Origin of the sequence: Dictyobacter kobayashii, assembly GCF_003967555.1 — a bacterium.
Lineage (GTDB): Bacteria > Chloroflexota > Ktedonobacteria > Ktedonobacterales > Ktedonobacteraceae > Dictyobacter > Dictyobacter kobayashii.
Window position 1 is genome coordinate 2525646 of the sequence record NZ_BIFS01000001.1, and the last position, 14424, is coordinate 2540069.

A 14424-nucleotide genomic window follows, 5' to 3' on the forward strand; every position below is an offset into this window, starting at 1 on the left:
GCTATAATCTTAATCCATTAGCCTAAACATGACAGGTGAGTCATGTCTTATGTATCATGCCATGAAGATGACTCTGCTGTCAAGTTGTAAAAATAAAAAGCCCTGGCTTTTTATTTTTACAACTTGGCGCCTGCGGCGCCGGGTTAGGAGTGTGGAGTGTATGATGGGCGGCTGCGGCCGCCCATCATACACTCCACACAGGAAAGAATGGGCCCCTTCTCGCTGGCTCGTAATCTCCCTGTTTGCAGGGGAGGAGGCTGCCCACCACATACACTCCACACCTGCAAGAATTGAGATCGTATCGCTGGCTCGTAATCTCCTTGTTTGCAGGTAGGAGGAGGCTGCAGCCGTCCACCACATACACTCCACACAGGAAAGAATGGAGATCGTCTTGCTTGCTCGTAATTTCCCTGCGCTCTCTAGACGAACAGTAAAAAGCCCTGATAAAAAGGGGAAGATGTTTTTTCAACCCCTTGACATTTCATGCTCGTATCGGTTATATGTGAAACATGACTCATGTATCATATTCCTGACCACACAAGTGGTGTTAGCAAATGGGAGCGAGACAACATGGATCTTCTTATACGGCTTCGGATAGGGAAACGATATGCAGCGTTGCTGGTCGCCGTGGCCGCTATGTTTACCCTGGCAGCATGTGGTGGCAGCGGGACAAATACCACCGCGGCAGCCAGCGTACCCGGTGTGAGCAACGACACGATTACAATTGGTGCGGTACTGGATACAACAGGTCCATTGAAAGTAATCTGCGCACCGATCCTGGCTGGAGATCAACTTTATTTCGACAAGATCAATGCGGCCGGTGGCATCAATGGGCGCAAGGTCAAACTGGTTCAAGTCAGCGATGATGGAGACTCAACCAAGACAAAAGGTGCGGTACGCCAGCTATTTGAGCAAGACAATGCCTTCGCCCTGTTTCAGGTCTGCGGTTCAGGCAATGCGAATGTAGCTGAAAGTTATACCAATCCTAAGGGGATTCCTTTCGTTGATCCCATCGGCGGTGGCTCCAAGTTTGTTGATGCACAGGGAAAAGCGCTGCCCTGGGTCTGGATGACTCAACCCAACTATGGGGATGAAGGCCACGTAATTGGCTATTATTTGACCAGTAAGCAGCATGCTAAAACAGTTGGCTTACTCTATGAGGATGACGTGCTGGGCTTACAGCAAAAGTCTACCTTGAGCGAATCGCTACAAAAAAATGGGGCCAAATTGACGGCCTCAATAGGCTATAACGCGGCTCAGCCCGACTTTACAGCTGCGGTACAGGCCTTAAAAGCCACCCATCCGGATGTCATCGTCTTGAACGGTCTACCCGGCCCTACGGCTAAATTCGTTGCCGCAGCCAGCAGCCAGGGTTATCGTCCGCCCATGGGCTACCTGGCCAATTATCCAATGGCCGATAATTCCTGGGCTAAAGTTCTGGGATCCGCCGGCGATGGCACTTATGTGAGTGGCTATACCAGCACTACTTCACCGATTGGCCAGGAGTATTTGAAAGCCACCTCCGGTGATGCGGTTTTCAGTGCGTACAAATTCTATGGTTATATCAATTCTAAGATCTTCTCAGATGCATTGAGCAAAGCTGGTAAAAACCCGACTCGCGATAGCCTGCGCGATGCATTGGATCACGATTTCAATAACTACGATACAGGATTTGGCCCTAGCCTGACCTGGACCCCAGACAAGCATGGTGGTGTCAGCGACTTTATGTTCTTCCAGATCAAACAGTCTCAGCTCACGCCAGCCAGCGACTTTATTAAAGCAGCCCAGGTCTGGCCATAATAGTAACCAACCGCTCTCTGTCCTGTTAGACCTGGAGGTGCCCTCACCTCCAGGCTTTTTATAGGGGGTCAAACCTATGCCATTACAACCTGTTCGCGATACGTTTGTGACCACCAGCAGGCTCACACATCATTATGTTCAGTGGGGAGAACAGGGAACGCCGATCATTTGTGCCCATGGCCTGACGGCCAATGCATTCTTCTTCCAGGCTATTGCCGAAGAGCTGGCGCGCGACCACCGTGTGTTTGCCTATGACTTACGCGGACGCGGTCTCAGCGACCAACCAGAACACGGCTATAGTGTACCTATCCATGCGGCAGACCTGTCGGCGCTCATTGAGGCACTGGAGATGGAACAGCCCATCATACTGGGACACTCCCTGGGTGCGTTAGTCGCCTTATATTTTGCGGCCAACTATCCAACGCAATTAAGCAAGTTGATCCTGGTAGATGGCGGCGCTCCCCTCCCCTGGCAAAAGGCTGAGGACCAGCCAGCCTGGTTAGCGGCGGCCGTCAATCGGCTGGGGGTCGCGGTCCCTTCGTATCAAGAGTACATCCAGCGTCTAAAGGCAGCTCCATTTTTGGGACCCTACTGGAATGAATTTGTGGATATCTATTTTGAGCACGATGTCGCCCCGCAGAGCGATGGCTCGGTGATCTCGCGCAGCTATCGCGAAGGCATTCTAGAAGAGGGCCGGAATTCAGCTGAGGCCAGACCTGAAGAACAATGGGGCAGGGTACAGGTGCCAACCTTGATTCTACGCGCCGGCCAGGGATTGGTATATCCCGATGACCAGCTGCTCTCGGAAACAGCAGCGGCAGCCATGCAGCAAGCTATCAAAAACAGCCAGTTCCGGAATTTCCCGACCCTCAACCACTATACAGTGCTGTTCAATGTAGAACCAGAGCCGGTCGAGGCTATGCGTACCTTTATCGCATAACTTCTCCCTACCGGGGCTGATTACTCCAACATAGCCAGGCCGGGGCAGCAGTCCTTTACTTGCTGCCCCGGCCTTTTTTAAGCACCAGGGATAACTATTGATATTGGACTTTCAAGACTGGCACATAGGAACCGCCTGAATCTCCGCTATAGAAATCCATCACATCCATCTGATAGGTATTGTTGGTGGCCTTCGAGAAATGGATGCGGAACTGGGTATGGCCGCTAAAATTGATATACTTGAAGGCGCTAGAAGCGATGATATCGCTGGTCGCCTGGTTGGTCTGGGTAGGAACAACATTGAAGTTGCCAACATTGGTTTGACCAGCATTGGCATTGTAGTCAGCCTGCTCAAGGGCATTATTGCCATTGAAACCGCCAATGGGCGAGATATCCGCGCTGATTGAACCAAGATCCCCTTGATAGAAATAGGGATCATAGCGATAAAGGGTCAGGGTGGCACTGACAACGGTCGATCCAGCCGGTATCTGACTGGTATCAAAAGAGACAATGCTTACTTCAGCCTGGTTGAGCGAGGTTGAGCCAGCCTGCAGATAGGCCAGCGCACCCATCGGGATGCCATCATTGGGATAGATATAACCATCTTCGGCAGCAATCGAGGGCAGGGTAACGGTATGGGTAGGCTGCGGTGTCGGTGTAACGCTCGGTGTGGGTGTCACGGTCGGCGTCGATCCCGGTGTTGGTGTCGCGGTTGGGGTAGTTCCCGGTGTTGGCGTCGGCGTTGGGCTCTGGCCATTCTTCGGATGGTTCATGAAAAATGTATACATCGCATTGGTCGCACTCGGCCCTTTGGAATCGGTATAGGAGCCGCTGCTGCTCCCACCAGACCAGGCATGGCCCATACTACTGATTTTCCAGTATTCCTCGATCTCGTTGCCACTATTGTCATTCCAGGTCTGGGTGGTATAAGAGTAGCCACCGGAAACCTGACCGTTAGTGTTGGTCGAGGGACTACTAAAGCTGGCATTATAGCTGCCATTTGAAGCCAGGTGATCGGTCTGCATCCACTGCTCGATAACCTGGTCGCCATTGACCGGGTAGACGGTATAATCGCTCTGCCCCTGGAAATCAATCGTTGGAACGACACGGGCCGCGCTGCCCATGGCATTATAAGCCGCCTGCCCCTGTTGCGTTGGACTGGGGCCGCCCTGCGATTGAGCCGTGGTGGCTGATGTCAGCGAGGTGGCCGCCTGATATTCCAGCCCTGAATGCACCCCGATGGCGGCAAAGATATCAGGATAGGTGGCACCCATGATCGCCGTCATAGCCGCCCCGGCAGACATGCCCGCGACATAGACACGATTGCTATCAATCGTCCACTGCGAGGTCGTCTGCTCTACGGTCTGGGCAATACCAGCAATGATGGCTGGCTCGCCGCTTCCACGCACCTGGTCAGCGGTCTGAAACCAGTTCCAGCACGAGGAAGAATTGTAGGTGCTCGTCTGCTGAGGATAGACCACAATAAACTGCTTCTGGTCCGCCAGGGCATTCATCTGGGTGCCATTGGCGAAGTCTGTCGGGTTTTGTGTACATCCGTGCAACATGACGATCATCGGAACGGCCGTACCAACCTGGTAGTTAGCGGGAGTATAGACATAATAGGGACGACTGCCAGCGGAACCATTATAGGTGTACTGTGTGAAGGTGCCACTGCTGGCATGTGCACGTTGGATAAACGGAACGGTAAACATAAGGAATGTGACCAGGACCAGTGCCAGGGCAGCAAGGCTGCGAGCCAATTTTGACATGAAAGCCCCCTCTCACGACTATGTTGTGAGGTAACTATCCGCACAGGAATGGCGAATAGATGCAAACACTGCTCAACAATGAGCAAATAAAGAGTCAGGCTAAAAAATTAGATTGTCAAAAATATCTACCGGGCCGGGCTAAACAAATAAGATATACAGTTGAAGCACTACATGAACATGACACATGATTCATATATCAGATCAATAGACAAATTGTCAAGAGGTCACCGCCAGACAGTTGATATTAATCAACTGCCCACGGTTGCCTCGGTGGTATCTCTGAATTGCGCGGCGATACGTATAAAATCATCAAAGGCATGAGGATTGCTCAGTGTATCCAGGCTGACAATTTTATCCAGGGGCAAGCCCAAAAAGAGCTTCTTAACTGGAACTTCCAGTTTCTTTCCACTCAGGGTACGCGGGACCTCGTGAATGGCAATCACGGCATCTGGAACATAATGGGGAGAGATAGTATTTCGAAGTCTGGTCTTAATCTTTGTGATCAGTTCCTCGCTGAGCGGCTGTGAATCTTTCAGCACAACAAATAATGGCATATAATATGCCCCACCGGACAGCTCGACTCCAATCACCAGGCTATCAACCACCTCAGGCAGATCCTCAACGACCCGATAGATCTCGCTACTTCCCATCCTGATGCCTTTGCGATTAATGGTTGAGTCAGAGCGGCCAGAGATGATCACACTGCCCCGACTGGTCAACTGTATCCAGTCGCCATGGCGCCATATGCCGGGGTACGAGGCAAAATAGCTGTCGTTGAGGCGTTTTCCCTGGGGATCATTCCAGAAATAAATGGGCATTGAAGGGAGTGGTTCAGTCAAGACCAGTTCTCCCACCTCATTGATCACTGAGCGGCCCAGTTCATCAAACGCTTCTACCTTTGCGCCCAGGACCCTGGTCTGGATTTCACCCTCATATACGGGAAGCAGGATAGAGCCGCCGACAAAGGCCGAGCAGACATCGGTTCCACCGCTGATCGAGGCCAGCCAGAGATCCTGCTTGACCGCCTGATAGACCCAGCGAAAACCTTCCGGGGGCAGTGGTGAGCCGGTCGATCCCAAAGCGCGTAGCCGCGTTAGCTGGTGAGTTTGGACCGGTGTAATTTCAGCTTTCATGCAGGCGGTCAGATAACCGGCACTGGTCCCAAAAACGGTAATGCCAGCCTCTTGCACGAGATCCCATAAGGTACCGAGCTGGGGATAGCCTGGGCTCCCATCATAGAGTAAGATAGTGCTACCAACCAGCAGGCCCCCAACCAGTAAATTCCACATCATCCAGCCAGTGGTGGTAAACCAGAAAAAACGGTCTTCCGGCTTCAGATCCATCTGTAAATGCAGAAACTTTACATGCTCTAGCATGATGCCGCCCTGGCTCTGCACAATCGCCTTTGGCAGTCCCGTCGTACCCGAAGAATAGAGTACCCAGAGCGGATGGTTAAACGGTACCTGAGCGCAGGTCAAAGTATCATCATAGGCGAGCAGTTCATCCCATAATAAAATATCTGCAGCATCGGCTGAGTCAGGGGCCTCATAGACTGAGGGGATCAGGATCGTTTTGCGCAACGTGGGTAAGGCCTGGCGCAGTTCTGCCACTATCGAGCGCCGATCCAGCATTTTCCCATTGTAGCGATAGCCATCGGTAGCAAAGAGTACACATGGCTCAATCTGCTTGAAGCGATCAACCACGCTCCTGGTACCGAAGTCAGGGGCGCAACTGGACCAGATGGCTCCGAGGCTGGCGCAGGCCAGAAAGGCAATTATCGCCTCTTCACTGTTTGGCACATAGGCGACTACACGGTCTCCCACCCCAACACCCATGGCCGTCAGGCCATTGGCGATCGCACCCACCTTGTGCTGTAATTCCTGCCAGGAGACCTCGCGCAAAGGAGCCGTTTCGGAACGGATAAGCAGGGCCGGTCGTTCCGCAGTGGCGTGCCGAAATACCTGTTCCACGTAGTTTAATCGGGCCCCGGCAAACCATGCGGCCCCTGGCATCTGAGGCTGCGCAAGTACCTGCGTATAGGGCTGCGATGCCTGTATCTGCATATATTGCCAGATAGAGGCCCAGAAATCTTCCAGCCTATTTACCGACCAATCCCACAACTGCGCCTGCGTCTCCAACTGCAAGCCTTTTTCTTGCTGCAGCCAGGACATATAGCTGGTAAGATTAGCCCGCTGCTTTATCTCATCCGACGGCTTCCAGAGTAATCCATTCTCCTCGGAAATATATTCCATGCGATCAGGTCTCCTTCCGGGTTATGAAAAAGAGGCACATTACTGCTTGCCCGTCATAAACATGATACATGAGTCATATATCATGTCAAAAAGCCATTGTCAAGCCAGAGCAGATTAAGAGTGCTGTGGCGCGCTGAAAATTTTTAGCCGACCATGTAATAGCCGATACCGGGCTCGGTTAAAATGTGAGCAGGTTGAGAAGGATTATTCTCTAGTTTGCGGCGCAGGCGACCGATGTAGACACGCAGGTATTCGGCTTCACTGCGATACTCGCTGCCCCAGACCCGTCTGAGCAGGGCTTCATGGGTGAAAATCTTACCTGGATGCAGGGCAAGCTCTTGCAGCAACTCAAACTCCGTGGGAGATAATTTGACCAGGGTATTATCTTTCCAGGCCCGCCGCTGCTCAAAGTCGATCTCCAGGTTGCCGAAACGCCGTACGCCGACAGAGATGGGATGGTCGGCCCAGTGATTGCGGCGTAAGACCGCCTTAATGCGGGCCATCAACTCCCCGATACTGAAGGGCTTGGTCAGATAATCATCGGCCCCCTGTTCCAGGGCCGCGATTTTGTCCGTATCTTCGCCCAGGGCGGTCAGGATAATAATCGGCACGGTACTGCTTTGCCGGATACGGCGGCACACTTCCAGACCATCCATACGCGGCATCATGATATCCAGGATTACCAGCGCAAAATTGGACTTCTCAAACAGGTCCAGGGCTTCCAGCCCGTTATTGGCCAGCGAGACCTTAAAGGTCCTTAACTCCAGGTTGCGCTGGACGAAATCCTGGATCCCTGGCTCGTCATCTACGACGAGAATATGTTTTTCCTGTGGCATACATTGGCACTCTTTCTTTACTGTACTAGAAGGCCTCTTCCAGTTTAAAGGGATGTGACGGTGAGTTGGAAATATGGATCAAACGCGCTGGCAACCAGATATGGAAGATCGCGCCAGTTGTGCCATCGCTGCGATTCTCGGCCCAGATATGTCCACCATGGGCCTCGACGAAACCACGGCAGATCGCCAGTCCCAATCCAACGCCAGTACTACTGCGCTTGCGACCTCCATCGACCTGGTAAAAACTCTCGAAGATGCGCTCGGTCAGGCCAGCAGGCAAGCCGGGGCCATTATCTTCCAGGCTTAAACAGATGCCGCTCTCCTCTGGCTCTTGCGTGTAGCGCACGTTGATGGCTATCTCAGCCTGCTCGCCCGCATAGCGCTGCGCATTCTCCAACAGATTACGCAAAACCATCTCGATGCGACGCTGGTCGATATACACAACAGGCAGCTCCGCGGGCAAAGAGAGCCGTATCTGCAAATGTTTATTCGCTGCATTCTCCAGCACCCTGGTCAGTAAGATATCCAGGCGGCACAACCTGGGAGCCAGTTTGAGCGTCCCAGCCTCCAGTTGCGACATCTCCAGCAGGCTGGTGACCAGTTCAGCCATGCGATCACCCTCTTCAACTATGCGGCAGAGGAAATCTCGCTGCATGGTATCATCGACTTCAACATCGGTCTCTAGCAGGCTGGTCGCGTAGCCCTTGATAGTTGTTAACGGCGTGCGCAATTCATGGGAGACGATGGCCAGTAGATTCTGCTTGACCTGCTCGGCTTCGTTCTGCCGGGTCACATCACTCATGATCTTTCCGCGCCCGATTACGCGACCGGACATATCGCGCACCTGAAACAGCCGCATGCGTATGTGGCGTCGGGAAGGTACAAGTTGCCCAAGCTGGTTGTAGTAACCATGGACCTGGAACTCGATCACCTGTGGTCCAGCACCGCTTTCAGCATGATGCAATGCCTCCAGATACTGCTCTGGCTTTTCTGCCAGGGACTCCATACGCTCGGTCAAATGTTTGCGCTCAAAAGTATCCTGCGCGATGGTTGGAGCTGACATACCAATAAACTGTGTAAAACGATGATTGGCATAGACGATCTCACCCGCTGGATCTTCCAGCAACACCCCCTCATCCATACTGCCCAGCAAGGCATCCAGGGTCTGCAGGCGCGTATAACTCTGCTCATCACTTTTACGGAAGAGCGTATGAATCTCTTCCTCCATGTCGGAAAAAGCATTCACCAGTCGCCCAATCTCATCCTGCCGACTCTTTTCTCGCACCAGCAGCCGGTGATTGGTCACTTTCCTGGATTGATCTGGCTTGATCATGGTAACGGCCTGGGCCAGGCGTGAGATGGGAGCCACTACCCAGCCATGCATAACAAACCAGAAAACACTGGCCCCCACCAGCAGCATGATCAAGGCGATAATCAGGCTGTGCTGAAAACTAATGACGGTGGCAAAGGTATCATCGACTGGTCGGCCAACCGCTACTACCCAATCGGTTTCATGGATCGGCACATAGCTATATAGCCAATCGTGCTGCTCATCCCTGGCCACGATATTGCCCGCCTTACCATACAGGGCATTGCTTAAGCCAGGGATACGCTGGAGCAAAGACAAGCGAGAAGGTGGCGTATTGATAATGGAGTTACCCTGGCCATCCATGATCCAGATGCGCATCTCACCATTGTTTTTAAACTGCTGCTGCACCGCCAGCAGGTGCGGATTCAATTGTTGCTGCAATAAGGTCAGAACAATCATGCCAACCTGCTGCTGGCCATGGATAATGGGGGTTGCAATCAAGACGGTATAGCTATGGGTTGCCGGATCATTCTGGCCTATCAATAGAAAAGCTTTGTCCACATGCCGCAATTCCTGTACATATGGCACCGCGTTGAAGTTCGATTTTACATTCGGGGGTGGTTGCGGATAGGTAAGCAGCAGTTTTCCTGTCGCATCATAAACAAGATATTGGCCGAGCTCCGGATGAATGCGTTTAGAAATGCTGAATTGCGTGTTGAGCTGCTGACGATTCAACCGGGTGGCGGCTGGACCCTGAGCCAGTTCCTGCGCCTCTTTCACCGTCCCCTGCACATAGGTCTCCACATCCTGAGATAGCGCCTGGGCCAGGCTTAAGTCCGCCTGCTGCGCGCTTTGCTGTAGCGCATCACGTTGAAAAAAATACAGTTCAGCGCCACCGAGCACCAGTGGAATAACAAACAAGCCATAGAAGACCAGCAGTTGCAATGTTATTTTGCGTTCCAGTATTTTCAGCATAGTTGGGCCTCGCTCAATAAACCGTGCTCCAGTGGTTATAGTATGCGCTAATATGACGAGCAATTCAACTCTTTGCGCAGTCCCCACCAAAATGTTTATATTTTTGTTTACAACAAAACATATTCTGTTTACGGCTTTTTTACTCCCAATCCGTATACTTACCTTCAATCCGGTGAATATTTACGGGAACATGGATACCTGTATTAATCCACAGTCTTCCATGTCATATTCACAGCTGTTATCCTGACTGAAGTATGCAAAGTCGCCAGAGGTTAGGAGGTCTAATGACAACCCTGCGTTTCGATACCATTGAGGATACAGCTACCCATGAATCGATGTTCCCAATTATTGTCGCCAGTACCATCGGCTCCGCTATTGAGTGGTTAGACTTTTTTTATTATGGTTTTCTAGCCGTCACGGTATTTCCAGCCGTCTTCTTTCCAGGTCTAAATCCTTATGCAGGTGTAATCGCTTCATTCACAACCAATTTCGTTGGCTTTGTCGCTCGACCACTGGGCAGTGTCTTCTTTGGCCGTTTCGGTGACCGCGTTGGTCGCAAACCAACACTGGCCACGACGTTATTATTGATTGGCATTGCCACAATGTTGATAGGAGTGCTTCCAGGCTACGCAACGCTTGGGATAGCGGCTCCGCTGCTGCTGGCACTACTGCGCTTTTTACAGGGTGTTGGCGTAGGCGGCGAATGGGGCGGCTCAATTCTGCTAACGATGGAATTCGGCAATCCTGGTCGGCGTGGCTTTCTAACCAGCTGGCCGCAAGCGGGCGCACTGGTAGGCCTGGCGCTATCCGTGACTTCGCTGCTACTCTTTAAAAATCTCTATCCCGGCGAAGCCTTCCAGAGCATAGGCTGGCGGATGCCATTTCTCTTAAGTACTATGCTGCTACTGGTGGGCCTGTATATTCGGCTGCGTATCCCTGAAACGCCGGCCTTTTTAAGTATTCAGAAGCGGCAACAGACAAACAGTATCGTGCGTCAGGCCTGGCGTCGCTACTGGCGTGAGATCCTTCTTTCAGCGCTAGTACGCTCAGGCGAGCAGGCACCATTCTATATTTTCACAACCTTTATGCTCTCATATGGCGTAGAAGTACTGCACTGGGATGCATCCTTGCTCTACCGCGGCCTGATCCTGGCTGCGCTGCTGGCCTGCATCACCATTCCCATCTATGGCATGCTCTCGGATCGCATTGGAAGGCGGCAATTAACCATCTATGGCGCATTACTGATGTGTGCCTGGGCCTTTCCATACTTTTTACTATTCAATACAGGCAATTCAATATTGATCATTCTAGCCATTGCGCTCTCGCTGGGCGGCTGCCATGCCTGTCTCTATGGACCTCAGGCGGCCTTGATCGCGGAACGCTTTCCGACCCAATTTCGCTATACCGGTGCGACCCTTGGCTACCAGCTAGCCTCGATTATCGCCGGTGGGCCAGCACCTATCGTAGCAGCCTATCTACTCAGTCGTACCCAACCGCATAGCGCAACCTATCCGGTCTGGGTGCTACTCGCCATCTATTTAATCGTCATGGCCCTGATATCACTACTAGCAGCCAGCAGACTAAAAGACTACACCGGCCAGAACGCGGTTGAAGAACCCGCCTAGAAACGTGGGGATGCAAAGGGATGATCATCCCCTTGATCAGGCATCATCCTGTGGGGATGCAAAAGCAACCAGCCCCTCGACCAGGGCATTCTCCCGTGGGAACGTAAGAGGATCATCCCCTTGATCGGGCGCCGTCCTGTGGGGATGCAGAGGGATGATCATCCCCCCGACCAGGGCATTATCCTGTGGGGATGCAAGGGGCGACCAGGGCATTATCCTGTGGGGATGCAAGGGGCTGGTCGCCCCTTGACTGGGGGCCTGGGGGCTGTGCCCCCAGCATCCCCCTATCCCCCAATGACGCCCATGGGCGGCATCAAATAAAAAAACAAAGGAGGAAAAAAATACATAAAGTGCATCAACGCTGATACACCCTTTAATTTCAGGAAAACAACTTTTTTCTCAACCTGATGGATTCCAAAGGAGGATTGTAATGGGCACTAATATTTCATCTGTAGACGAACCAACTCCTCAACAAATGCGCACAGTAATCATCTCAAGTACGGTAGGAACCGCCATCGAGTGGTATGACTTTTTCCTCTATGGCACAATGGCAACACTGGTATTCCCCAAGCTCTTTTTCCCAGAATCCAATCAAATGGTAGGTACCTTGCTCTCATTATTCACGTTCCTGGTTGGATTTATCGCTCGTCCCTTCGGAGGCGCGATTTTCGGACACCTGGGAGACAAGATCGGGCGTAAATCCACGCTCGTGGCCACATTACTATTGATGGGTATCTCAACCTTCATCATCGGCATCTTGCCCGGTTATGCCACCCTGGGTTTGTTCGCAGCCCTGCTGGTCACACTGATGCGCCTCTGTCAGGGACTGGGTGTTGGAGGCGAATGGGGCGGCTCAGTCCTGCTGGCAATGGAATATGGACATAAAAGCAATCGTGGTTACTGGGCTAGCTGGCCGCAGCTCGGCGCTCCACTGGGCCTCGCCCTCTCAACGATTGTGGTTGATATCGTCCAGGCCTCCATGGGAACTGCCAGCTTCCTATCCTGGGGATGGCGTATTCCTTTCTTTATCAGTGCCCTGCTCATTGTCATCGGGCTCTATATCCGCCTGCGTGTAATGGAAACCCCGCTCTTCGCTAAAGTCAAAGAGCAGAACCGTGAAGCTTCGGCACCATTACTGCACGCTTTCCGCCATAGCACACCTGAAATCCTGCTCAGCGCAGGCTCACGTTTTGTTGAACAGGCACCCTTCTACCTCTTCGCTACTTTTGTAGTGACATATGGAGTAGACAAACTGCTCCTCAACAAAACAATGATCCTGAATAGTATTGTTGCCGCCGCCGTCCTGGAGATGTGTACAATTCCCATCTTTGGCGCCCTCTCTGACCGCGTTGGTCGCCGCCTCTGGTATCTAATCGGCTGCGTACTCATGGTCGCCTTCGCATTCCCATACTTCTTATTAATGAATAGCGGCTCAACCGTACTCTTTGTACTGGGTGTCGTCCTCTCACTGGCCTTCTTCCACTCCTGGGTCTATGGACCACAGGCGGCCATGATCGCCGAACGTTTCAGCACTCGCTCACGCTATAGTGGTGCTTCGCTCGGTTATCAGCTGGCAGCGCCCCTGGCGGGAGGACTGGCACCAATCATCGCATTGCTACTTCTTAACGGTAAAACCAACCTGTCAGCCCTTGGACGCAGTGACGTCATCGTCAATATCGGTGCTGGTTCCTGGCAAGCTGTCTCGATCTACATTATTATCCTGGCAGCTATCTCGTTCGCCTCAGTGCTTGGTCTCAAAGAACTGACGCACGCCGATATCTCCAGTGTCGAAGACGATAAAGTTAACCACGTACTCGTCCTGGCTGGCGAAGACTAAGCTCAACGCCAGTTTCTCCATACACAACACAATACAGACCCTACTCTAGCCGAGCAGGGTCTGTTCGCTATGCTTTTCTTCTTTTACCGCCAGCTTCCCGCAGAACAAAAATATATACTATCGCCATAATCGACCCGCAGGGCTTTTAATTTTCCTCTTTGGCGCCTGCGGCGCCGGGTTGGGAGTGTGTTGTGGTGGGCGGCTGCGGCCGCCCACCACAACACACTCCACACAGGAAAGAATGGACATCGTATCGCTGGCTCGTGATCTCCCCGCGATTTCTGGACGAACTGTAAAAAGCCCTGATCAACCCGATAAGAAGGTATATCACTGCCACATTTGATCATCATACATTTGGACTTGCTTAAAACATTCATCGCTACTACCTATCAACCATTATCCATGCACTAACGGTTATCAGCATTGTGATACTTAATTATTGCTATGCTGAGCTGAAGTTTGTTATAATCGATTAATGTTGGTAAGCAGCCACATTTAATATAGAGAATAGAAGGTGATTCTATTATGGCATGGGAAATCGATCGTTTTCATAGCCTGGTTGAATTTTCAGTTCAGCATCTAATGATCTCGACGGTCAAAGGAAAATTCACAGAAGTATACGGTACAATCGAGACTGACCCACAATATCCCGAGCGCTCCTCAGTACGGGCACAGATCATAGCCAATAGTATCCACACCAATGCACCTCAACGCGACGTGCACTTGCGTACAGCCGACTTCTTTGAAGCCACCAAATATCCAACTATTACGTTTAACAGTACCGCGATAAAACACATAGACACGAATCGCTTCATCGTAGGAGGTGATCTATCCATGCACGGGGTGACGCGGCCTGTGCAATTGCGTACCCTTTACACGGGCATCAACCAGGATCATTTAACGAATGCCTGGCGCATTGGGCTACGCGCAAATACGATCATCGATCGCCGCAATTTTGGAATGACATATGGAGAGACAAATAAAGCAGGCATAGCTTTAGCGGGTAACGAAATCCATATAGACATCTTCCTGGAAGCGATCTGGACGGGTTAGAGATTTCGAGACGCCTCTGCCGCATGGGC

At 51.9% G+C, this 14424-nt stretch carries 10 protein-coding genes; 5 read left to right on the plus strand and 5 right to left on the minus strand.

Annotated elements, in window-relative coordinates:
* The first annotated feature begins 570 nt into the window (after positions 1-570).
* A complete protein-coding gene (locus EL645_RS11045; RefSeq protein WP_161977295.1) occupies positions 571-1800 on the plus strand; it encodes an ABC transporter substrate-binding protein in 1230 nt (409 codons plus the stop codon).
* Between the two features lie 76 nt (positions 1801-1876).
* Entirely contained in the window at positions 1877-2740 is an 864-nt protein-coding gene (locus EL645_RS11050) for an alpha/beta fold hydrolase (protein ID WP_126550071.1), read from the plus strand.
* 94 nt (positions 2741-2834) lie between these two features.
* Here EL645_RS11050 and EL645_RS11055 read toward each other — a convergent pair whose 3' ends face one another.
* From EL645_RS11055 to EL645_RS11070, 4 genes are all read right to left on the minus strand, one after another.
* Positions 2835-4508, minus strand: a complete 1674-nt coding sequence (locus EL645_RS11055) for an extracellular catalytic domain type 1 short-chain-length polyhydroxyalkanoate depolymerase (protein WP_126550072.1) — start codon at positions 4506-4508, stop codon at positions 2835-2837.
* Between the two features lie 248 nt (positions 4509-4756).
* A complete protein-coding gene (locus EL645_RS11060; protein ID WP_126550073.1) occupies positions 4757-6760 on the minus strand; it encodes an acetoacetate--CoA ligase in 2004 nt (667 codons plus the stop codon).
* Between the two features lie 143 nt (positions 6761-6903).
* Positions 6904-7596 carry a response regulator transcription factor gene (locus EL645_RS11065; RefSeq protein WP_126550074.1) on the minus strand — a complete coding sequence of 231 codons (693 nt, stop codon included), beginning with the start codon at positions 7594-7596 and terminating at the stop codon, positions 6904-6906.
* Between the two features lie 25 nt (positions 7597-7621).
* The gene (locus EL645_RS11070; protein WP_126550075.1) at positions 7622-9880 is read right to left on the minus strand and encodes a sensor histidine kinase; all 2259 of its coding nucleotides are present in this window, start codon (positions 9878-9880) and stop codon (positions 7622-7624) included.
* A gap of 284 nt (positions 9881-10164) precedes the next feature.
* Here EL645_RS11070 and EL645_RS11075 point away from each other — a divergent pair, with 284 nt between their 5' ends.
* The gene (locus tag EL645_RS11075) at positions 10165-11505 is read left to right on the plus strand and encodes an MFS transporter (RefSeq protein ID WP_246035343.1); all 1341 of its coding nucleotides are present in this window, start codon (positions 10165-10167) and stop codon (positions 11503-11505) included.
* 36 nt (positions 11506-11541) lie between these two features.
* On the opposite strand, the gene EL645_RS11080 is transcribed toward EL645_RS11075, so the two are convergent.
* On the minus strand, positions 11542-11736 hold the full coding sequence (locus EL645_RS11080; RefSeq protein ID WP_126550076.1) for a hypothetical protein: 195 nt from the start codon (positions 11734-11736) through the stop codon (positions 11542-11544).
* Between the two features lie 199 nt (positions 11737-11935).
* Here EL645_RS11080 and EL645_RS11085 point away from each other — a divergent pair, with 199 nt between their 5' ends.
* Positions 11936-13342: an MFS transporter gene (locus tag EL645_RS11085; protein ID WP_218031815.1), complete on the plus strand. Its 1407-nt coding sequence runs from the start codon at positions 11936-11938 to the stop codon at positions 13340-13342.
* A gap of 525 nt (positions 13343-13867) precedes the next feature.
* Positions 13868-14395: a YceI family protein gene (locus tag EL645_RS11095; RefSeq protein WP_126550078.1), complete on the plus strand. Its 528-nt coding sequence runs from the start codon at positions 13868-13870 to the stop codon at positions 14393-14395.
* The last annotated feature ends 29 nt before the right edge of the window (positions 14396-14424 follow it).

Excerpts from the sequence above, each read along its gene's own strand:
- EL645_RS11045 (WP_161977295.1), top strand. The coding sequence starts at position 571 with ATGGATCTTCTTATACGGCTTCGGATAGGGAAACGATATGCAGCGTTG.
- EL645_RS11075 (WP_246035343.1), top strand. The coding sequence starts at position 10,165 with ATGACAACCCTGCGTTTCGATACCATTGAGGATACAGCTACCCATGAA.
- EL645_RS11095 (WP_126550078.1), top strand. The coding sequence starts at position 13,868 with ATGGCATGGGAAATCGATCGTTTTCATAGCCTGGTTGAATTTTCAGTT.
- EL645_RS11050 (WP_126550071.1), top strand. The coding sequence starts at position 1,877 with ATGCCATTACAACCTGTTCGCGATACGTTTGTGACCACCAGCAGGCTC.
- EL645_RS11070 (WP_126550075.1), bottom strand. The coding sequence starts at position 9,880 with ATGCTGAAAATACTGGAACGCAAAATAACATTGCAACTGCTGGTCTTC.
- EL645_RS11060 (WP_126550073.1), bottom strand. The coding sequence starts at position 6,760 with ATGGAATATATTTCCGAGGAGAATGGATTACTCTGGAAGCCGTCGGAT.
- EL645_RS11055 (WP_126550072.1), bottom strand. The coding sequence starts at position 4,508 with ATGTCAAAATTGGCTCGCAGCCTTGCTGCCCTGGCACTGGTCCTGGTC.
- EL645_RS11085 (WP_218031815.1), top strand. The coding sequence starts at position 11,936 with ATGGGCACTAATATTTCATCTGTAGACGAACCAACTCCTCAACAAATG.
- EL645_RS11065 (WP_126550074.1), bottom strand. The coding sequence starts at position 7,596 with ATGCCACAGGAAAAACATATTCTCGTCGTAGATGACGAGCCAGGGATC.